Origin of the sequence: Frigoribacterium sp. MCBA15_019, from assembly GCF_001864945.1 — a bacterium.
Lineage (GTDB): Bacteria > Actinomycetota > Actinomycetes > Actinomycetales > Microbacteriaceae > Frigoribacterium.
The window spans coordinates 980,941-1,001,167 of record NZ_MJGS01000001.1 but is presented as its reverse complement, the minus strand read 5'-3'; the positions used below and the strand labels follow the sequence as shown (position 1 = coordinate 1,001,167).

The 20,227-nt window shown below is 72.4% G+C and carries 17 protein-coding genes and 1 tRNA gene; 15 read left to right on the top strand and 3 right to left on the bottom strand.

The annotated features are described in order from the left end of the window. Positions 1-217: 217 nt before the first annotated feature. From BIV04_RS04710 to BIV04_RS04640, 15 genes are all read left to right on the top strand, one after another. Positions 218-1,300 (top strand): TadA family conjugal transfer-associated ATPase, encoded by a 1,083-nt coding sequence (locus BIV04_RS04710; RefSeq protein ID WP_083396126.1) that lies wholly within the window; start codon positions 218-220, stop codon positions 1,298-1,300. After that, positions 1,297-2,358 (top strand): type II secretion system F family protein, encoded by a 1,062-nt coding sequence (locus tag BIV04_RS04705; RefSeq protein ID WP_177174758.1) that lies wholly within the window; start codon positions 1,297-1,299, stop codon positions 2,356-2,358. Before BIV04_RS04710 ends, BIV04_RS04705 begins: the two co-directional genes overlap by 4 nt. Positions 2,359-2,460: 102 nt before the next feature. After that, complete coding sequence (locus BIV04_RS04700; RefSeq protein WP_083396124.1) at positions 2,461-2,721, top strand: DUF4244 domain-containing protein; 261 nt, start codon at positions 2,461-2,463, stop codon at positions 2,719-2,721. Between the two features lie 5 nt (positions 2,722-2,726). Then, complete coding sequence (locus BIV04_RS04695; protein WP_083396123.1) at positions 2,727-3,101, top strand: TadE family protein; 375 nt, start codon at positions 2,727-2,729, stop codon at positions 3,099-3,101. Continuing rightward, positions 3,098-3,478 carry an Rv3654c family TadE-like protein gene (locus tag BIV04_RS04690; RefSeq protein ID WP_071254462.1) on the top strand — a complete coding sequence of 127 codons (381 nt, stop codon included), beginning with the start codon at positions 3,098-3,100 and terminating at the stop codon, positions 3,476-3,478. Before BIV04_RS04695 ends, BIV04_RS04690 begins: the two co-directional genes overlap by 4 nt. A gap of 159 nt (positions 3,479-3,637) precedes the next feature. Then, on the top strand, positions 3,638-6,589 hold the full coding sequence (topA, locus tag BIV04_RS04685) for a type I DNA topoisomerase (RefSeq protein WP_071254460.1): 2,952 nt from the start codon (positions 3,638-3,640) through the stop codon (positions 6,587-6,589). Positions 6,590-6,629: 40 nt separating this feature from the next. Next, complete coding sequence (locus BIV04_RS04680; RefSeq protein WP_071254458.1) at positions 6,630-7,778, top strand: DNA polymerase III subunit delta'; 1,149 nt, start codon at positions 6,630-6,632, stop codon at positions 7,776-7,778. Between the two features lie 86 nt (positions 7,779-7,864). Next, positions 7,865-8,527: a TetR/AcrR family transcriptional regulator gene (locus BIV04_RS04675; protein ID WP_143048542.1), complete on the top strand. Its 663-nt coding sequence runs from the start codon at positions 7,865-7,867 to the stop codon at positions 8,525-8,527. Between the two features lie 57 nt (positions 8,528-8,584). Further along, a tRNA-Thr gene (locus BIV04_RS04670) sits at positions 8,585-8,660 on the top strand. Between the two features lie 209 nt (positions 8,661-8,869). After that, positions 8,870-9,613: a hypothetical protein gene (locus tag BIV04_RS04665; RefSeq protein ID WP_143048541.1), complete on the top strand. Its 744-nt coding sequence runs from the start codon at positions 8,870-8,872 to the stop codon at positions 9,611-9,613. A 68-nt stretch (positions 9,614-9,681) separates the two neighbouring features. Next, a complete protein-coding gene (locus BIV04_RS04660) occupies positions 9,682-10,665 on the top strand; it encodes a Gfo/Idh/MocA family protein (protein WP_071254452.1) in 984 nt (327 codons plus the stop codon). A 31-nt stretch (positions 10,666-10,696) separates the two neighbouring features. Beyond that, a complete protein-coding gene (gene dacB / locus BIV04_RS04655; RefSeq protein ID WP_255364141.1) occupies positions 10,697-12,232 on the top strand; it encodes a D-alanyl-D-alanine carboxypeptidase/D-alanyl-D-alanine-endopeptidase in 1,536 nt (511 codons plus the stop codon). Positions 12,233-12,270: 38 nt separating this feature from the next. Next, positions 12,271-12,876 (top strand): isochorismatase family protein, encoded by a 606-nt coding sequence (locus BIV04_RS04650; protein ID WP_071254450.1) that lies wholly within the window; start codon positions 12,271-12,273, stop codon positions 12,874-12,876. Beyond that, positions 12,873-14,366, top strand: a complete 1,494-nt coding sequence (locus tag BIV04_RS04645; RefSeq protein ID WP_369825278.1) for an NAD-dependent succinate-semialdehyde dehydrogenase — start codon at positions 12,873-12,875, stop codon at positions 14,364-14,366. Before BIV04_RS04650 ends, BIV04_RS04645 begins: the two co-directional genes overlap by 4 nt. After that, positions 14,363-15,415 carry a Gfo/Idh/MocA family oxidoreductase gene (locus BIV04_RS04640; RefSeq protein ID WP_071254448.1) on the top strand — a complete coding sequence of 351 codons (1,053 nt, stop codon included), beginning with the start codon at positions 14,363-14,365 and terminating at the stop codon, positions 15,413-15,415. The genes BIV04_RS04645 and BIV04_RS04640 overlap by 4 nt, the downstream gene beginning before the upstream one ends. 54 nt (positions 15,416-15,469) lie before the next feature. Here the strand turns inward: BIV04_RS04640 and BIV04_RS04635 are convergent, their stop codons facing one another. The 3 genes from BIV04_RS04635 to BIV04_RS04625 form a co-directional block, all read right to left on the bottom strand. Next, complete coding sequence (locus BIV04_RS04635; protein WP_071254445.1) at positions 15,470-16,504, bottom strand: enoyl-CoA hydratase/isomerase family protein; 1,035 nt, start codon at positions 16,502-16,504, stop codon at positions 15,470-15,472. 61 nt (positions 16,505-16,565) lie between these two features. After that, complete coding sequence (locus tag BIV04_RS04630; RefSeq protein WP_071254443.1) at positions 16,566-18,512, bottom strand: ABC transporter ATP-binding protein; 1,947 nt, start codon at positions 18,510-18,512, stop codon at positions 16,566-16,568. Between the two features lie 174 nt (positions 18,513-18,686). Then, the gene (locus BIV04_RS04625) at positions 18,687-20,033 is read right to left on the bottom strand and encodes an MFS transporter (protein ID WP_071254441.1); all 1,347 of its coding nucleotides are present in this window, start codon (positions 20,031-20,033) and stop codon (positions 18,687-18,689) included. Between the last annotated feature and the right edge of the window lie 194 nt (positions 20,034-20,227).

The window sequence follows — 20,227 nt, the reverse complement described above, 5'->3', positions numbered from 1 at the left end:
CGGATTCAATTCCGACGTGCGTCGCGCTGATTCCCCCCAATCGCCCGACGCACGTGGCGGCACCGGTTCCCCCCAATCGGTGCCGCCCCTCTCTTTTAACCCGGTGGTCGCCCGGGTGGTCGGTCGGCTCGTCCCCAACGGTGGCGACGGGCGATCCGTCCCCACGGTCCTCTACTGATCTGTCTGTTCCGGTCGGGTGCTGCTTACGGTCGAGACCATGTCCCACGCGCCTCAGGTCGGCACCGCCCGTCACCCGTCCCTCACCCTCGATCACCCTCCCTCCCGGTTCGCCCTGCCTCCGGTGGCAGCGCTCGGTACGAGCCGGGGTACAGAACCTCGATTCGGGGTACAGGGTCGGCTCACCCGACAAGAGCGTTCCGCGTTCGGACCCCTGGGACGCCTCCTCGACGATCCGGCCGTCACCGACGTGTTCGTCACCGGCGGAGTCGGCGTCTGGGTCGATCGGGGCGACGGGGCCGAGCCCGAGACGAGCCTCCACCTCTCGGAGGCCTCGGCGCGGCAGGTGGCCGTGCGACTGGTCTCGCTCGGGGGACGCCACGTCGACGAGTCGAGCCCGTGCGTCGACGTGCGCCTGGGCGACGGTCTCCGGGTGCACGTGGTCCTGCCTCCGCTGGCGGTCTCGGGGACGGCTCTCTCGATCCGCGTGCCCCGGGCCGAGTCGATGTCGCTCGTCGACCTCGATCGCCGGGGGTTCTTCCCGGCGGGAGCCCTCGAGACGGTGATCGGCTGCGTCGAGCGACGGGCCAACGTCCTGGTCAGCGGCTCGGGCGGGGCCGGCAAGACGACGTTCCTCGCCGCGTTGTTGTCCGAGGCCCCCGGCTGCGACCGCATCGTGACGATCGAGGACGTCGCCGAGTTGCGACCCCGTCATCCTCACGTGGTGGCCCTCGAGACCCGACAGCCCAACCTCGAGGGAGCGGGCGGGGTCGACCTGTCCCGTCTCGTCCGTGAGGCGTTGCGGATGCGACCCGACCGTCTCGTGGTCGGCGAGGTCCGCGGGCGCGAGATCCGCGACCTGCTCTCGGCCCTGAACACCGGGCACGACGGAGGCGCGGGCACCGTCCACGCCAACGGTCTCGACGACGTCCCTGCGCGGCTCGAGGCGCTCGGGGCGCTCGCGGGACTCGGGGTGGACGCACTGGCCCGTCAGGCCGTCAGCGCGATCGACGCGGTGTTCCACCTCGAGAGGCGAGGCGGCCACCGGAGGCTCGCCGAGATCGGCCACCTCGCCGTGACGCCCGACGGGCGGTTGGTCGCACGGTCGGGATCACGGGGGTGAGCGGCGGTCCGGGTCCCGGACGTCTGGGTGCCGGGCGCCTCGGGCCCGGGCGTCTGAGGACGAGGCGGGCTCGACCCACACCGGCCGCCGTCCTGGTCGAACGCCTCGCCGTCCTCGTCGGAGCCGGTGTCGCCCCCGCCCGGGCCTGGGGCCACGTCGGCGCCGTCGAACCCCCGGGGGCCGTCCGACGGCTCGCCGAGGCGGTCGCGCTCGACGGCGGCGACGGCGTCGCGGTCTCCACCAGCCTCGTGTCGTGGCTCGACACCCGACCCTTCGAGGGTGCCGTGGACTCCGACGGGCACGATCGCACGTGGAGGCAGGTCGCCTGCGCCTGGCGCGTGGCCGAGACGAGCGGTGCACCGATGGCCGACTGCCTCCACTCCGTCGTGTCGGCTCTCCGGGCGGCCGACGAGGCCCGCCGCGACGTCCAGGTCGCCCTGAGCGGACCACGGGCGACGGCCAACGTGGTCCTCGCCCTCCCGCCCGTGGGCCTCCTCTTCTCCTTGGGGCTGGGCTTCGACACCGGCGCCGTGCTCGTCGGCACCCCGATCGGATGGGCGTGCGTCGGCGTCGCGGGGTGTCTCGTGGTCATGGCGCGTCGGTGGAACGCCCGACTCGTCCGTCGTGCCCTCCCGTCGTCGAGGGTGCCGGGTTTGCGCCCCGAGCTCCTCGCCGTGGCGCTGTCCGGGGGAGCCTCGTGGTCGTCCGGCCTCGCCGCCGTCGACGAGGCGGTCGCCTCGTGCGGGGTCGAGGCCGTCGTGCCCGAGCCACGAGGAGGCGCGGGTACGGCCGACGAGACCGCCGACCGGGTCGAGCGGCGTCGGTGCGAGGCGGTCCTCGACCTGTCCCGTCGTGCCGGGGCGCCCGCGGGGTTGCTCCTGCGCTCCGAGGCCCGCGAGCTGCGGCTGGAGGCCCGCACGGCCGCGCAGACCGCGGCGGGTCGGCTCGGGGTCACCCTGATGCTGCCGCTCGGCGTGTGCATCCTCCCGGCGTTCCTGGTCATCGGTGTCGTCCCGCTGGTCGTGTCACTCGTGTCGTCCACAGCGGGGTCGTGGTGACCGGCCGTCCACAGCAGACGACGACGGCTGCGGGCCACCCGCGGAATGCCGCCAGGCTCGGATCGTCACCGGAGAGGTGCCGACACCCACGAGAGGAACATCATGACCGTTGCCGCGACCCCCTCGCCCGCCGTCCCCACGACGAGCCCTCCGTCCTCCACCGGCCGTACCTCGACCGCCGGCCGCCTCGCCTCCGTCGCCCGTCGCCTCGTCCGGGCCGACGACGGTGCGGCCACGGCCGAGTACGCCATCGTGATCATGGCCGCGGTGGGCTTCGCCGGCCTTCTCGTCACGATCATGAGGTCGGACGAGGTCCGGGGCATCCTGTCCGACCTGGTCCGGTCGGCCCTGTCGGTCGGGTGACCGCTGTGACGACCAGGGTCCGGGGGCGCCTCGTCCGTCTCGTCCGTCGTGTCGACGACGAGAGGGGAAGCGCGACGGTCGAGTTCGCGATGACGATGCCCGCCGTGATCCTGGTCGTCGCGTTCGTCGTCGCGAGCCTGGTCGTCACCTCGCAGTCGGTCCGCCTCGCGGACGCCGCGGCCGTCGTGGCACGGCAGACCGCCCGGGGCGATGGCGGTTCGGTCGGGACGACCCTGGCGCGGCTCGCGCCGGGCGCCGCGATGTCCGAGTCCGTCGGCGCCGACCTCGTCTGCGTCGACCTCCGCCGGGAGGTGCGGGTCGGCCCCGTGGGCGAGGTCACGTTGACCTCTCGCAGCTGCGCGCCGACGGCCGGGCGATGACCGTCCGCCACGTCCTGACGAGCGACCGTGGCAGCTCGAGCGTCCTGTCGGCCGCCGGGCTCGTGACGATCACGGTCCTCGCCGTCGCGCTCGTCGGATCGCACTCGGCGCTCGCGGTCCGGTCGCGCACCGCCGGGGCGGCCGACGCCTCGGCGCTCGCCGCAGCCGACACCCTGTCGGGGCTCGCCGTCGGCGCCGTCTGCGACCGGGCCGCCGCGACCGCCGAGGCGAACGGCGTCGCACTCTCGGCCTGCGTCGTCGCCGGCGCGGAGGTCACCGTGGAGGTCTCGACGGCCCTCGGTCCCCTCGCCGTCAGGGCCCGGGCGACGGCCGGTCCGCCGCCCCCGACGGCCCCGCCCCGGGGCGGCGGTCCGTGAAGAGGGCCCGAGCGTCGGGTGTGTATGGTGTGGCTGTCGGCTGCACGGCTCCCGACGTTCCTCGGGGTCGGTGGGAGCGATCGAGCACCCCGTCCTCGCCCTGCAGCCCCTCGCCCGGTCCGTCGGACCGGGTCGCCGCACCACCACGCAAGGAGTCCCGTGCCAGGCACGAAGAAACTGGTCATCGTCGAGTCGCCCGCCAAGGCCAAGACGATCGGGCAGTACCTCGGCGACGGATACGAAGTGCTGGCCTCCGTCGGCCACATCCGCGACCTCGTCGAGCCCAAGAACCTCCCGGCCGAGCTGAAGAAGGGGTCGATGGGCAAGTTCTCCGTCGACGTCGAGAACGGATTCGAGCCCTACTACGTCGTCTCGGACGCCAAGAAGAAGACGGTCTCCGACCTCAAGCGCGCCTTGAAGAACGCCGACGAGCTCTACCTCGCGACAGATGAGGACCGCGAGGGCGAGGCCATCGCGTGGCACCTCCTGCAAGAGCTCAAGCCCAAGGTGCCGGTGAAGCGCATGGTGTTCCACGAGATCACCAAGGACGCCATCCAGAAGGCGCAAGAGAACACGCGTGACCTCGACACCGCCCTGGTCGACGCGCAGGAGACCCGCCGCATCCTCGACCGCCTCTACGGCTACGAGGTCTCGCCCGTGCTGTGGCGCAAGGTCGGACCGGGGCTGTCCGCAGGCCGCGTCCAGTCGGCCGCGACGCGTCTCGTCGTGGACCGCGAACGCGAACGCCTCGCGTTCGTCTCCGCGTCGTACTGGGACCTCACCGCGACCTTCGAGCCCGTCGCGGCCGAGGGCGAGGCGAAGGTCGCCTTCGGGTCGCGCCTCGTCCGCGTCAACGGGGGACGCGTCGCCGCCGGTCGCGACTTCGACGACCGGGGTCGACTGAAGGGCGAGGCCGTCGCACTCGACGAGGCGGCGTCGCGTGCGCTCGCCGAGGCGTTGAGCTCCTCCGACGTCGAGATCGTCGTCGGCTCGGTCGACTCGAAGCCTTACACCCGTCGTCCGGCTGCTCCCTTCACGACGTCGACCCTCCAACAAGAGGCGGCGCGCAAGCTGCGGTTCTCCGCCCGGCAGACCATGAGCGTCGCGCAGTCGCTCTACGAGAACGGCCACATCACCTACATGCGCACCGACTCGCCGGCGCTGTCCCAGCAGGCGATCGGTGCGGCGCGCAGCCAGGCCGCAAAGCTCTACGGGTCCGACACGGTCCCCGACAAGCCGCGGCTGTACACGGGCAAGAGCAAGAACGCGCAAGAGGCGCACGAGGCCATCCGGCCGTCGGGCGACACCTTCAAGACGCCGTCCGAGATGCAGAACGTCCTGCGGGGCAACGACTGGAAGCTCTACGACCTCATCTGGAAGCGCACGGTCGCCTCGCAGATGGCGGACGCCAAGGGATCGACCGCTTCGGTCGTCGTGTCGGCGACGACCTCGGGGACGGTCGAGGGCATCGCCCCCCGCGCCGCCACCGGGACGCTTGCCGAGTTCGCCGCATCCGGCACGGTGATCACGTTCCGCGGGTTCCTCAACGCCTACGAAGAGGGTCGCGACGAAGACCGCCACGGCACGGCCGAACCCGCCGAGGCCAAGCTGCCCCCGCTGGCCGCCGGTCAGGCCCTCGGCCTCGACGAGGTCGAGGCGAAGGGGCACGACACGTCGGCACCGCCGCGCTACACCGAGGCGAGCCTGGTCAAGACCCTCGAAGAGCTCGGCATCGGACGCCCCTCGACCTACGCGGCCATCATGTCGACCATCGTCGACCGTGGCTACGTCACGCCGCGCGGAACGGCCCTCGTCCCGAACTGGATCGCGTTCTCGGTGGTCCGTCTGCTCGAGGACTACTTCGCCGACCTGGTCGAGTACGACTTCACGGCCAGCATGGAGGACGATCTCGACCTCATCGCCGGCGGCGACGCCGACCGTGTGGACTGGTTGAACGGTTTCTACTTCGGCAACGAGTCGCACCGAGGTCTTCGCAAGGTCATCGACAACCTGGGCGAGATCGACGCGCGCGACATCAACTCCATCGTGCTCGCCGACGGCGTGACCCTGCGCATCGGTCGCTACGGTCCCTACCTCGAGGCGCCGGGCGACGACCCCGAGACCCCGCGTCGCGTGAACGTGCCCGAAGACCTCGCCCCCGACGAGTTGACGGCCGAGAAGGCGCGTGAGCTGATCGACGCCCCCGTCGTCGGCGACCGCGTGCTGGGGCTCAACCCCAAGACGGGCAAGGAGGTCATCGCGAAGGACGGCCGCTTCGGCCCGTACGTCACCGAGCGGACCCCCGAGTCGTCGACCGACGAGATCGTGGCCGACCCAGCGACCGGCGAGGTGACCGAGTCCGCGGCTGCCGCCACGACCACGACCGGGGCGAAGAAGGCTCCGGCGAAGAAAGCCCCCGCCAAGAAGGCCGCCCCTCCGAAAGAACGCACGGCGTCGCTCTTCAAGAGCATGGGTGTCGACACGGTCGACCTCGACACGGCCCTGCGACTGCTCGACCTGCCGCGGACCATCGGCACCGATCCCGAGAGCGGCGACGAGATCCAGGCCCAGAACGGGCGCTACGGTCCCTACCTCAAGAAGGGGACCGACACCCGGTCGCTGACGAGCGAGGACCAGATCTTCGAGATCGACCTGCCCGGGGCGCTCGAGCTCTACGCCCAGCCGAAGTACGGCGCTCGCAAGGCCAGCAGCGCCCTGAAGGAGTTCGAGGCCGACCCGGTGAGCGGCAAGCCCATCAAGGTCAAGGACGGCCGGTTCGGCCCGTACGTCACCGACGGCGAGACGAACGCCACCATCCCGCGCGGTGAGACGGTCGAAGAGGTCGACTTCGACCGCGCCGTCCAGCTGCTCGCCGACAAGCGGGCCAAGGGGCCGGCCAAGCCCAAGACGGCCGCCAAGAAGGCACCCGCGAAGAAGGCGCCGGCCAAGAAGGCGACCACCGCGAAGGCGGCCACCAAGGCGCCGGCCAAGAAGGCGACCACCGCGAAGGCCTCGACGACGGCTGCCAAGAAGGCGCCGGTCAAGAAGGCCCCGGCGGCCGAGACGGCGGCGTCGGCGACGGCCGCGGCGCCGGAGGCCGCGGGCGAGTGACCGACCCGGTCGGTCCCCGAGCCGAGGGCGCACGCTGACCATGCCCCTCTGGGAACACCTCACGGGTCAGCCCGACGCCATCGAGGCGTTGACCGCGGCGGCCTCCACGCAGCCCGGCAACGCCTCGATGACCCACTCGTGGCTCATCACCGGGCCGCCCGGCTCGGGCCGCTCGAACCTGGCCTACGCCTTCGCGGCCGCGTTGCTCTCGCGGGAACCGGCCGACGAAGAGGCCACCCTCCGTCAGGTCGCCGCCAGGTCGCACCCCGACCTCGCGGTCCTCAGCACGGAACGCATCATCATCACGATCGACGAGGTCCGGTCGCTGGTCGCGGCGAGCCAGTTCTCGCCGTCGGTGGGTCGCTACCGGGTGGTCGTCATCGAGGACGCCGACCGGATGACCGAGCGCACCTCGAACCTCCTGCTCAAGGCGCTCGAAGAGCCGCCGCCCCGGACGGTCTGGCTGCTGTGCGCACCGAGCGAGGCCGACCTCATCCCCACGATCCGCTCCCGCGTCCGCAGTGTGCGCCTCCGCATGCCCGCGGTGGGCGACGTCGCCGCGCTCCTCGAGAACCGCGACGGCGTCGACCCCGAGATCGCGCTCGTGGCGGCCCGCGAGGCCCAGAGCCACATCGGCATGGCGCGGCGCCTGGCACTCGACGCCTCGGCGAGGTCGCGACGTCGTCAGACCCTCGAGACCGCCCTGGGCATCCGCAGCGTCTCGGACGCCGTCATCGCGGCGGCCACCCTGCTCGCGGTCGCCGGCGACGACGCGAAGGCGATCACGGAAGAGCGCGACGCCGAAGAACGGGCGAGCGCGTTGCGGTCGCTGGGCGTCGAGCCGGGTGGCACGGTGCCCCCGGCGCTGCGCAGCCAGCTGCGTGCCCTCGAGGACGACCAGAAGCGCCGGGCGACCCGGAGCCTCCGCGACGGGATCGACCGCATCATGGTCGACCTCCTCTCGCTGTACCGCGACGTCCTGTTGCTGCAGCTCGGCGTCGACGAGCAGCCCATCAACGAGGCCATCCGGGCACAGCTCGACGCCGCGGCGGCCGCCTCCACCCCGGCCGCGACCCTGGCCGTGCTCGACGCGATCGCGCTGGCCCGCCGCCGCATCGAGACCAACGTGTCGCCGGCCATGGCGCTCGAGGCCATGCTGGTCGTCGTGAGTCGTCACGCCATCCGCTGACCGGTGCGCGCGGCACCGGCACGGGCACCGGGCTGACACGGGGGCCGTCCACCCCTTTCCCCGGGTGCATGCGCGATGATGGCCTGATGAGCGACCCGAACGCCGCCCCCGGCCTGCGCGAGCGCAAACGTCTGGCCACCCGACGAGCGATCCAGGTCGCCGTCCTCGACCTCATCGTCGAACACGGGCTGGACGCGGTGACGGTCGACATGGTCAGCCGCCGGGCCGACGTCTCGCCGCGGACCTTCTTCAACTACTTCCCGTCCAAAGAAGAGGCCGTCGTCGGCGACCCGCCGGCGCTGCCCGACGGTCGCGACCTCGAGCGTTTCGTGGCCCAGCGCGACGAGCCCGTGCTGTCGAGCCTCATCCAGCTGTTGACGCACGCCGTCGAGTCGGCCACGGTCGATCGCGAACTCGTCGTCCTGCGTCGCCGGGTGCTGCGGGCGCACCCCGACCTGCTGGCCCGTCGCATCGCGTCGACGCGCGTCTTCGAGGAGCGACTGACGACCGTCGTCGCGCAGCGCATGGCGGCCGACGAGGGAGTGGCGGACGCCGCCGTCGACGCCTCGTTGCTCAGCCGCGCGCACCTGGTGTCGCTGGTCAGCATCGCCACCCTCCGCCATGCCTGGGCCGAGTGGATCGACGACGACGACGTGGACCACCTCAGCGACATGCGGTACAGCCTGCGCGCCCGCATGGAGGCCAGCTTCGTCGAGCTCGGTCGCCTCGTGACACGTGAGGTCCGCTGATCCTGTACAGTATCTAATCGTGCCGCGAGGCACGGGCAACCGGCCGAGGTCGGCCCCGCCGCTTTAGCTCAGTCGGTAGAGCGTCTCACTCGTAATGAGAAGGTCATCAGTTCGATTCTGATAAGCGGCTCCACCACAGCCCCGGGTCACGACGACCCGGGGCTGTTCTCGTCCGTCGGCCGTGCCGAGGGGGTGCCGGTCTGAAGCCCTCGCGCCCGTCTCTGCGCCCCCAGTAGTGGTGAGCCAGTCGCCAGGTTGTACCCCGAACGGCCCACGGGGCCCGTCCCGTCGTCCTACGGTCGATCTGCGACGCCCACCGCTCGCCGGAAGGAGGTGGCCCGCATGCCCCTCCGCGTGATCTGCACCGCGCTGCTCGCCGCCGTCCTGGCAGGCATCCTCCTCGTCGTCTGGGCCGGAGGCGACTCCTCGGCCCTCGCGACGGCCGGCGTGGCCGACGGGCCGACGACGGTGGTCCTCGGGAGCGGCGACCCCGAACCCGAGGCCGAGGACGCAGGAGGCGCGGGGTGCGTGGACGACGCCACCAGCGCCTCCGTCCCCTCGCCCGCGCAGCCCGGCGCCGACGCCGACGCCGCGAGCGGCGCGACCGGCGCCCCCGAAACCGCGACCGGCGCCCCCGACGCCGCCAGCGGCGCGACGGGCACCACCGCCGCCGACCTCGACGCGTTCCGGACGGCCTACGAGGAGCAGCGTGAGGCTGCGTGCCTCGGGCTGCTGCCGGCCGCGAACGTGCGTCACGACGCGTGCCTCGAGCAGTACCTCTTCTGGGTCGCCGGCGACCCGAGTCCCGATCCGCTGAGCGCCTGGGGGCACAAGGGCGAGGTGGTCCGCAGCGACGGGGTGCCCCCGGTCGGCTGCGACGGCAACCTCGCCGGCGGCACCGCGACCACGGGCGACGTCGCCGCCGCCAAGTGGTGGACCTCGGCCCCGCACCGCGCGGCCGTCTACCGACCGGACTTCCGTGGAGACCTCGCCCACGCCTGCGTCGGTTTCGCCGCCGTGCACGGGGGAGCGCCGGACGACAGCCCGGACTTCGTCCGCTCGGCCAGTCGCTGGTACGCCTGCTGACCGGAGACGCGGGGCAGGGCTCCGAACCCGCGGGCCTCGCCGTCGGCGGTGGCTGGTAGACAGTCCGCATGACACTTCGATGGGGAATCCTCGGCGCCGGCGGCATCGCCGCCACCTTCACCTCCGACCTGCAGGGTGCGGGGCTGACCGTCTCCGCCGTCGGGTCCCGTGACCTGGCCAAGGCGCGCGAGTTCGCCGACCGCGCCGGGGTCCCGGGGGCGCACGGCAGCTACGACGACCTGGTGGCCGACCCCGAGGTCGACGTGGTCTACGTCGCCACCCCGCACCCGTTCCACGCCGAGAACGCCCTCTCGGCCGTCGCCGCCGGCAAGCACGTCCTCGTCGAGAAGGCCTTCACCGTGAACGCCGCCGAGGCCGAGAGGGTCTACGCGGCCGCTCGTGAGGCCGGCGTGGTCGTCCTCGAGGCGATGTGGACGCGGTACACGCCGCAGAGCGCGCGACTGCGCGAGGTCGTGCGCTCCGGCGTCATCGGCGAGGTGCGCCTCCTGACGGCCGTGCACGTCCAGTCGCTGCCCACCGATCCCCACCACCGCATCAACGACCCGGCGCTCGGCGGCGGGGCCCTCCTCGACCTCGGGGTGTACCCGGTGTCGTTCGCCGACGACCTACTCGGGGCGCCCTCGACGGTCTCGGCCTCCGCCACGCTCAGCGACCAGGGCGTCGACGCGCGCGTCGCGATCCAGCTCGGTCACGCGTCGGGTGCGACGGCCCAGCTGTACGCCGCCCTCGACACCTCGGGCCGCAACACGGCGACGCTGCTCGGCACCGCCGGTCGCATCGACGTCGACGACACGTTCTACGCGCCCGGCGGCTTCACGGTGCGCGACTCGGACGACGCCGTGGTCGAGCGCTTCGACGCCGACGAGGGCGGACTGCGCGGCATGCACCACCAGGCGCTCGAACTCGAACGGGTCGTGGCGGCGGGCGAGCGCGAGAGTCCGTTGCTGACCGCCGCCGACGGCGTGGGCGTCATGCGCACGATGGACGAGGTCCGGCGGCAGATCGGCGTGCGGTACCCCTCCGAGGGATGACGTCGCCGCGAGGCTCCGTATGATGTCCTCGATGAGCGATCAGGGTGAGCCACGTCACGACCGTCCCGAAGCGACCACGGGTGGTGACGGAGCCGGCCCCCGCGATGCGACCCCGGTCCGATCGGCCGCGTCGGGCTCGTCCGTGTGGCGCTGGGTCTCGTCGCGACCGCGAGGGTTCCTCGTGACGGCGGGCGTCCTCGTGTTCGCCCTACTCGGTGGCGGCGCGGTCGCCGCCGGGGCCGCCACCGCGCCCGACGCCGCGACGGCACGGGCCGCTTCCTCGACCCCCGAACCGGCCGTCACGATCACACCGACCGCGACCCCCACGGCCGACCCCGCACGGTCGGTACCGGGCGTGATCCCGGGGGCCACGCGCCTGCGGACCTGCTCGGTCGCCGGTGCCGCGTCCGACGCCCGTCTGGCCCAGTTCGAGGGCACCGTGGTCAACGCCACCACGGGTGAGGTCCTCTTCGACCGCAACGGCTCGGCCCCGGCGCGCACGGGCAGCGTGCTGAAGACCCTGACGAGCGCGGTCGCCCTGTCGGTCCTCGGGCCCGACGCCCGTCTCACCACCCGGGTGACCGGCGACGCCGGGACGGGTGCCGTGTCCCTGGTCGGCGGCGGCGACGCCACGCTCAGTGCCACGGGCTCGAGCGTGTACGCCGGGGCCCCCACGGTCGCCGACCTCGCGACCCAGGTGAAGGCGTCGCTCGGCGAGCAGCCCCTCACGCAGATCACGCTCGACGCCACCTACTGGAACCCCGCCGACAAGTGGGACCCGTCCTGGAAGCGCACCGAGCAGACCATCGGCTACCACTCCGAGGTCACCGCGCTCATGGTCGACGGCGACCGGGCGAACCCGGCCGCCCAGACGAGTCCGCGCAGCACCGACCCCGTGGCCCGCGCCGGCGACGCCTTCCGCTCCGCGCTCGTCACCGCGGGCGTGGTCGGTGCCGACTCCGCCACCATGACCGAGGGCACCGCCACGAGCGGCACCGTGATCGCCCAGGTGTCGTCCCAGCCGGTCAGCCGCCTGATCTCGCAGCTGCTGCCGACCTCCGACAACACCCTCGCCGAGATGCTCGCGCGCGTCTCGTCGAAGGCGTCCGGTGCCGACGGGTCGGCCGCGTCGCTCACGGCGCTCTACAAGTCCGTGCTCTCGTCGACCTACGGTCTCGACACGTCGTCGCTCACGATCATCGACGGGTCCGGTCTGAGCGAGAACGACGCCGTTCCCTCGACCTTCGTCGCGCGCCTGATGATCCAGGTGCTGAACCGCGAGCACGGCCTCGGCGTCGTCTACGACGCCCTCCCGGTGTCGGGCAAGACGGGCACGCTCGCCTCCCGTTTCACGGGCTCGAACGCCGTGGCCCGAGGCGCCGTGCACGCCAAGACCGGCTGGATCGACACGGCCTACACGCTCGCGGGCACCGTCGACGCGGCGGACGGCACCAAGCTCACCTTCGCCTTCTACGCGATCGGCTCCGTGCAGGACAACGCGCGGGCCGCCCTCGACACCCTGACGACGGCCGTCTACAGCTGCGGCGACAACCTCGCCAACAGCTGAGGCGGGCCGCTGTCGGTGCGGCGCGCGAGAATGGTCGCATGACCAGAGCACTCTTCGTCATCGACGTCCAGAACGACTTCACCGAAGGAGGTGCGCTCGGGGTCACCGGCGGCGCCCACGTCGCGCAGGCGGTCACCGACCACCTCCGCGCCCACCGCGACCGGTACGACCTCGTGGTCGCCAGCCGCGACTGGCACGCGCCCGACGGCGACAACGGCGGCCATTTCAGCGCCGAGCCCGATTTCGTCGACTCGTGGCCGGCTCACTGCGTGCAGGGTTCGACCGGTGCCGACTACCACCCCGAGCTCGACACCGCCCTCGTCGACGTCCACGTGCTCAAGGGCGACGGTCGACCGGCCTATTCGCTGTTCGACGGGCTCGTCGACGACGGGCGCCCGTTCGGTGACGTCCTCGCCGCGACGGGTGTCGACGAGGTCGAGGTCGTCGGTCTGGCAACCGACCACTGCGTCCGGGCCTCGGCCCTCGACGCCGTCATCGCGGGGCTCAGGGTGACCGTGCTGACCGACCTCGTGGCCGGTGTGGCCCCGGCTCCGAGCGAGGCCGCCCTGGCCGAGCTGCGCGCGGCCGGCGTCCGCACCGTCCCGTCGTCCGACGTCGACGGTTCGACCGGGGTCTCGTCGTGACCGGCCCGGTCGTGACGGCCGCCGAGCGTCGTCGTGTGATCGAGGCCGTGCCCACCGGTCTCTTCGTGGGGGGCTCGTGGGGCCCGTCGTCCTCGGGCGACACCATCGACGTCGTCGACCCCGCCACGGGCCAGGTCCTGGTCGCGGTGGCCGACGCGACTCCCGCCGACGGCCTGCGGGCCCTCGACGCCGCGGTCGCCGCGCAGGACGACTGGGCGGCGACGTCTCCCCGTCACCGCAGTGAGGTGCTGCGCCGCGCCTTCGACCTGCTGACGCAGCGGCGCGACGATTTCGCCCTGCTGATGACGCTCGAGATGGGCAAACCGCTGGACGAGTCGCTCGGCGAGGTCACCTACGGCGGAGAGTTCCTCCGCTGGTTCTCGGAAGAGGCCGTGCGCGTCTCGGGTCGCTACGGCACGAACCCCGAGGGCACCGGCCGGACGACGGTGCTTCACCGCCCGGTGGGTCCCTGCCTGCTGATCACCCCCTGGAACTTCCCCCTCGCCATGGCGACCCGCAAGATCGCGCCCGCCCTCGCGGCCGGCTGCGCGGTGGTCGTCAAGCCGGCCGAGCTGACGCCGCTCACCACCCTCGCCTTCGCCGCCCTGCTCGCCGAGGCTGGCGTGCCCGACGGGGTGGTGAACGTCGTGACGACGCTGTCGGCGAACGACGTGTGCGAGCCCCTCATCCGCGACCCGCGCCTCCGGAAACTCAGCTTCACCGGGTCGACGCCGGTCGGCTCGACGCTGCTGACCCAGGCCTCCGAGCAGGTGCTGCGCACCTCGATGGAACTCGGTGGCAACGCCCCCTTCGTGGTCTTCGACGACGCCGACCTCGACGCCGCGGTCGAGGGGGCGATGCAGGCGAAGTTCCGCAACGTGGGCCAGGCCTGCACGGCCGCCAACCGGTTCATCGTGCACGAGTCGGTCGCCGACGAGTTCACCGCCAGGGTGGTCGAGCGCGTGCGCGGACTCCGGGTGGGCCCGGGGACCGACGACGGGGTCTCCGTGGGTCCGTTGATCGACGACCGGGCCGTCGACAAGGCCGACCGGCTCGTCCGCGACGCGGTCGATCGCGGGGCGGTGGTCGAGACCGGCGGCCACCCCGGCGACGGGCCGGGCACCTTCTTCGAACCGACCGTCGTGTCGGGTGTCGCCCCCGGCAGCGAGATCCTGACCACCGAGATCTTCGGCCCGGTCCTGGCGATCTCGACGTTCCGGGACGAGGCCGAGGGCGTCCGCATCGCGAACGACACCGAGTTCGGGCTCGTGGCCTACGCCTTCACCCGCGACCTCGCCCGAGGGCAGCGGCTGGCCGAACGGCTGCAGACCGGCATGCTCGGCCTCAACGTCGGCGTGGTGTCGAACGCCTCGGCGCCGTTCGGCGGCGTCAAGTCCTCGGGCCTCGGCCGTGAAGGTGGTTCCGAGGGCATCCACGAGTACCTCGAGACGGTGTACGTGCTGACCCCCGACCCGTTCGCCGCCGCATGAGCGCCGTCGAGCCGCTGCGTGTCGGCATCGTGGGCTACGGACTCGCGGGCCGGGTGTTCCACGGCGCGCTGCTGGCCGCCGACCCGGCCTGGCGGGTCGACGCCGTCGTCACGCGCGACCCCGACCGTGCCGGGCAGGCCGCCGCGGCGCACCCCGGGGCCGAGGTCGTCGCCGACGTCGACGAGCTCTGGCGCCGTCAACTCGACCTGGTCGTCGTGGCCACCCCCAACGGCACCCACGTCGAGACCGCGACGCGTGCCCTGCGGGCCGGGGCGGCCGTCGTCGTCGACAAGCCGCTCGCGACCTCGGCCGCCGACGCCCGCGGGCTCGTCGAGCTCGCCGAGTCGCTGGGCCGTCCGCTGACCGTCTACCAGAACCGGCGGTGGGACGGCGACTTCCTGACGGCCACGCGCCTCACGGGGTCGGGCGAGCTGGGCGACGTGCACACCGTCGAGTCGCGATTCGAACCGTGGAAGCTCGAGAACCGCGCCGGCTGGAAGCGTCGGGCGACCCCGGCCGACGGCGGGGGCATCCTGTTCGACCTGGGCCCGCACCTCGTCGACCAGGTGATGCGACTCCTGGGGCCGGTCCGGGCGGTCCACGCAGAGATCGCGACGCGCCGCCCGTCCGGGACGGCCGACGACGACGTGTTCCTGTCGCTCGAGCACGAGGGAGGTCGGCGGTCGCGGCTGGCGATGAGCCACGTGGCAGCCCTGCCCGGGCCGAGGTTCCGTGTGCTGGGGTCGGCGGGGGCGTACGAGGTGCACGGCCTCGACCCGCAAGAGGCCCAGCTGGCGTCGGGACTGACGCCGACCGACCCCGCTTACGGTGTCGACGCGGGCGATCGTCGGGGTGTCGTGTCCGCGGGCGGCACCCGCCGTGACGAGACGACCGATCCGGGCCGCTACCCCGCGTTCTACTCGCAGCTGGCCACGGCCCTGGCAGGCGAGGGCGAGCTGCCGGTCGACCCCTGGGACGCCGTCCGGGCACTCGAGGTGATCGAGGCCGCGCGTCGTTCGGCGGACGAGGGACGCGTGATCCGCCTCTGACCCGGCGGCGGTGGTCGAGTGGGCGGCGGCCCTCGGACGACGCTCGCCCCTCGTTCAGAGGCGAGTCGTCCAGTCGACCGTCGCGACGGTCGCGGCGACGTCGACCTCGGCGAGGGTCGGCGGTGACCATCGGGGGCGGCGGTCCTTGTCGATCACCCGGGCGCGGACGCCTTCGACGAGGTCCGGCGAGGCGGCGAGCGAGGTGACGATGCCCAGTTCCTGCCCCAGCACCGCCTCGAGGTCGGGCAGACGGGCCGCCCGCCGCTGCGCCTCCAGGGTCAGCACCACCGACGTGGGCGAGGCCGCCTCGAGGTCGTCGGCCACGGCTCCGGCATCGGCGAGACCCGAATCCGAGAGGTCGCGGAGTCGTCGCACGATCGTCCCCGCGTCGTCGCCCCGATAGGCGTCGTCGATCCACTCGGCGGCCTCGGCGAGATCGGACGGTCCCGCGTCCGCGCCGAGTGCCCGCACGGCGTCGGGGCCTCCGTCGGCCAGTGCCGGCAGGACCCGCGTCAGCTCGGACGACGGGACGAACAGGTCGGCGAAGCCCGTGTGCAGGGCATCGGCAGCCGTCATCGCACGACCGGTGAGGGCGAGATGGGTGCCGAGCTCGCCCGGGGCCCGTGACAACAGGAAACTGCCGCCCGCGTCGGGAGAGAGCCCGATGCGGGTCTCCGGCATGCCCACCGAGCTGCGTTCGGTCACGATGCGGAGCGTGACGTGACCGCCGAGCCCGATGCCCGCACCCATCGCGATGCCGTCGAGGAGCGACACGATCGGCTTCGACCAGCGCGCCAGGCGCAGTGTTCCCCGGTACTCGCGCCGCCACATGTCGACGCTGCGTCGCGGGTCCGTCGTGGCGTTGGCGTGGATCCACGCGATGTCGCCCCCGGCACAGAACCCCCGTGGCCCGGCACCCCGCAGCAGCACCGACGAGACCCCCGGGTCGTCCTGCCACGCGTCGAGCACCTGCTCGACGAGTCCCAGCATCTCGATCGTCACCGCGTTGATCTTCTGCGGGCGGTTGAGGGTGATCACGCCGACCCCACGGTCGACGTGGGTCAGGACGGTGGGGGCGACGTCGCTCATCGGGCCATCGTCGCACGGCGTCGTGGCCGTGCGCCGTCGCCGTCGCCGGCGCACCTCGCTCTCAGACGAGGAGTTGGTGCTTCGCCAGGTCCTTGTAGAGCGGCGTCGTCTGCACCAGTTCGGAGTGCGTGCCCACGCCCACCACGCGGCCGGCCTCGACGACGACGATCTGGTCGGAGTCGACCACGGTCGAGAGCCGGTGGGCGATGACGATGAGCGTGCGGTTCTCGGCGACCGCGTCGATCGCCTCGCGGAGGCGTTGCTCGTTGAGACCGTCGAGACTCGAGGTCGACTCGTCGAGCAGCAGGATCGGCGGCGCGTTGAGCAGCGTGCGGGCGATGGCCAGGCGCTGACGTTCGCCCCCGGAGAGCATCACCCCGTCCTCGCCCACCTGGGCGTCGAGACCCTGGTCGCCGCGTTCGAGCACGGCGGTGAGGTTCACGGCCTCGAGAACCCGACGGCAGTCGTCGTCCGTCGCCTCGGGCGAACCCAGGGTGAGGTTGTCGCGGATCGTCCCGGCGAGCACGGGTGCGTCCTGTTCGACGTAGCCGATGCGGGACCGCAGGTCGCGTCGGTCGAGGGTGCGGACGTCGGCTCCGCCCACACGCACGGCACCCGAGGTCGGGTCGTAGAAGCGCTCGATGAGCGACAGGATGGTGCTCTTGCCCGCTCCTGAGGGGCCGACGAGTGCCGTGCGCTTGCCGACGGGCACCGAGAAGCTGACGCCCCGCAGCACCGTGAGGTCGTCGTCGACGGGTCGCACGCCCGAGTCGTGGCCCGGCTCGCCGGAGACCCGCGGGCCGCCCGTCGCCTTCCCGGAGGCCACGGGCGAGTCGGGGTAGCGGAAGTGCACGTCGTCGAACCGGACGGCGATGCCGTCCTCCGCCGTGAGACCGGCGCCCGCCTCACGGGTCGCGACCTCCGCCGCGAGGCGTTCGTCCCCGTCGGTCTCGCTCGGCAGGTCGAGGATCTCCTGGATGCGCCCGAGCGCCCCCAACGCCTGGTTGACGCTGAGCACGGCACCGAGGGCCTGGCCGAGCGGCATGATCATGAGGAAGAGGAAGAGCACGAACGAGACGAGCGAGGCGATCTCGATGGCACCGCTCGCCACCCGGTACCCACCGACTCCGAGCACGACGAGGAACGACGCTTGCAGCGCGACGGACGAGATCGGCACGACCAGGGCCGAGATGCGCGCCACCTGGAGCCCCCGTTGGTAGGCGCCCTCGGCGTCCCGTTCGACGGCCACGATCTCGCGGTCGGTGGCGCCCGAGGCGCGGATCGTGCGGACCGAGCTGATGGCGCGTTCGACGGCGGCCGTCAGGTCACCCACCTTCTCCTGCGCCTGGCGGCTGGCCACACGGATGCGGCCGGACAGCAGCACGACGACGACGACCGACACGGCGACGACGAGCACGGTCAGTCCGAGCAGCACCGGGTCGATCAGGAACATGCCGACCAAGGCACCGACGAAAGTCAGGCTGCCGCCGATCGCCTCGACGAGTCCTTGGGTGAGTACGGCCCGCAGCAGGGTGGTGTCCGAGCCGACCCGCGACACGAGGTCGCCCGTCCGGCGCGTGTCGAACTGGCTGATCGGCAGCCGGAGCATGCGTCCGACGAGGCGACGACGGCTCGAGAGGACGACGCCCTCGCCGGTGCGCTGCAGCAGATAGTGCTGGAACCCGCTGATCAGCCCGGCCACGACGACCAGCGCGACCAGCGCCCAGACGAGGGGCCCGAGCGTCACGCCCTGCTGCACGGCCGAGATGACCTGCTGCACGAGCAGCGGCTGACCGAGGGACGCCGCGGCACCCAGGACGCTGAGCACGATGATGAAGGCCATGACCTTCTTGTGCTCGAACAGGTAGGGCAGCAACTGACGGAACGTGGCACGGGGGCCCTCGGGCTGCGGGCGGCGACCCCACCGCGACCGGGGCGCGGCCGGTGGGTCGACCCGCGCCTCCTTGCCCTCGGACGTCGTCGTGCGCGCGCGTGTGTCGGAGCTCATGATGCCTCTCGTGCCTGGTGACCGGCGTCGCGGGGTGCGGCGGTCGGTGTCGCGGGCGGTGCCACCGCCGACTACGACCGTACTTCGTCCCGGTGACTTCCACCTGCGTCACGGGACCGGCCCGCGCCTCCGGTCAGGAGGCGCGGGCCGGTCGGCAGGGCACGTCGCGTCCGGTCAGCCGGCCGTGTCGTAGTCGACGTCGCGGGTCTCCCTGCTGAGCACGAGCGCGATCAGGGTGAGGACCGCCATGGACGACAGGTAGAGGCCCACGAGCCAGGTGCTGCCGCCCGCCGCCGTCCAGAGCGCGACGGCGATGAACGGGGCCACGGCGGCTCCCAGGATGCTGGCCACGTTGTAGCTGATCGCCGAGCCGGTGTAGCGCACGCTCGTCGGGAACAGCTCGGGCAGCACGGCCCCCATCGGTCCGAAGGTCAGCCCCATCAGGACAAAGCCGATGATGAGCAGCGCCTGCGCCCCGAGGGCCCCGGCCGCGAACAGCGGGGCGAACGTGAAGCCGAAGACGAGGATGCCCGCCGTCACGCAGATGAGCATGGCGCGGCGCCCGTACTTCTCGGCGAGCGGCCCCGACACCAGGGTGAAGATGCCGAAGAACACCACGCCGAGGATCAGCATCCAGAGGAACTGCGTCCGGGGGATGCCCAGACCCGCCGGGTCGCCCCCGGCGTCGGCCGTGCCGAACGTCAGCGTGAACGTCGTCATCAGGTAGAAGAGCGTGTAGGTCGCGAGCATGATGAACGTGCCCAGCAGCAGGGGGCGCCAGCTCGACCGGAAGACGCGGGCGAGCGGCAGCGTGGCGACGTTGCCCGAGTCGACGACCTTCTGGAACGCCGGCGTCTCGATCAGCTTGAACCGCACGTACAGGCCGATGACGACCAGGACGGCACTCGCCAGGAACGGCAGGCGCCAACCCCAGGCCAGGAACTGCTCCTCGGTGAGGGTCGTGTTCAGCAGCACGAAGAGCAGGTTGGCGATGATGAATCCGATGGGCGCACCCAGCTGGGGGAACGTGCCGTAGATCGCTCGGCGGTTCGCCGGGGCGTTCTCGGTCGCGAGCAGCGCGGCGCCGCTCCATTCACCGCCGAGGCCGAGGCCCTGGCAGAACCGCAGCACGACGAGGCAGGCCGGGCCGGCGACCGCCCAGCCGGGCGTGGTGCCGGCCGGGATGCAGCCGATCAGCACCGTCGCGATGCCCATCGTCAGCAACGAGGCCACCAGGGTGCCCTTGCGGCCGATGCGGTCGCCGAAGTGTCCGAAGACGATCGACCCGACCGGTCGGGCGATGAACGCGACGCCGAAGACCGCGAACGAGGCGAGCCGCGCCACGGCGGGGTCGTCGTTGGCGAAGAAGATCGTCGGGAAGACGAGCACCGCGGCGGTCGCGTAGACGTAGAAGTCGTAGAACTCGATCGAGGTGCCGATGAGGCTCGCGACGATGACGCGCGAGCGCTTGTTGGTGGTGGGGGCGGACGACGTCGACGGATCGACGGTGGGTACGGACACGGGGGCACTCCGAGGCAGGGGTCGAGGTCCCGGCGGACGTCGACGACCGGGCGCGTGATGCGGCGCAACGGGTCGGACGGAGGCGCGGTGCAGGGATCTGCTGATCGCTCGGCCGGGTGAGACGGTGGCCGCTCGTGACGGCCGACGCCCAGCTTACTCCGGCTGTACCCCGGCTGTGGACGCGCTTCCGGCTC